We start from the raw sequence: 635 nt of genomic DNA, 5'->3' as shown, positions 1-635 counted from the left end.
TAGTACTTAGGTTTTAAAATATAATTGAAAGGTAGGTTGTATTATGACTAAAAAAGTAGCAATCATTTTAGCAGATGAATTTGAAGATATAGAATTGACTAGTCCAAAAGAAGCATTAGAAAATGCTGGATTTGAGACTGAAGTTATTGGAGATACAGAAAAACATGAACTTGTTGGCAAACATGGGGAGAAAGTAACTGTAGATGTTAGCATTGCAGATGCGAAACCAGAAAATTATGATGCATTATTAATTCCTGGCGGATTCTCACCCGATCATTTACGTGGTGATGAAGAAGGTCGCTATGGTACATTTACTAAGTATTTTACTCAAAATGATGTGCCTACATTTGCGATTTGTCATGGTCCACTTCTACTAGTTGATACTGATGATTTAAAGGGCCGCACAATAACTGGCGTTATCAATGTACGTAAAGATTTATCTAATGCTGGTGCACACGTTGTTGATGAATCAGTTGTAATAGATAACAATATTGTAACGAGTCGTGTCCCAGATGACTTAGATGATTTCAATAGAGAAATTATTAAAAAATTAAAAGCATAATTTTATAATATCAATCAGTATTTATTATCTAAGAGACTAACAGCAAAGTTTATAACTTTGCTGTTAGTCTCTT

General features: G+C 32.8%; 1 protein-coding gene. It reads left to right on the top strand.

All coding sequences use genetic code 11. The annotated features are described in order from the left end of the window. The first annotated feature begins 43 nt into the window (after positions 1–43). The gene (locus L987_RS03685) at positions 44–562 is read left to right on the top strand and encodes a type 1 glutamine amidotransferase domain-containing protein (RefSeq protein ID WP_011303361.1); all 519 of its coding nucleotides are present in this window, start codon (positions 44–46) and stop codon (positions 560–562) included. Positions 563–635: the final 73 nt, after the last annotated feature.

This window comes from Staphylococcus sp. ZWU0021 (assembly GCF_000798895.1).
Taxonomy (GTDB): Bacteria; Bacillota; Bacilli; order Staphylococcales; family Staphylococcaceae; genus Staphylococcus; species Staphylococcus saprophyticus.
Note: the sequence above shows the minus strand (reverse complement) of the source record. Positions and strands in the feature narration are given on the sequence as shown.

Bases quoted from the DNA above. Each gene is read 5' to 3' on its own strand.
- L987_RS03685 (WP_011303361.1), top strand. From the start codon at position 44: ATGACTAAAAAAGTAGCAATCATTTTAGCAGATGAATTTGAAGATATA.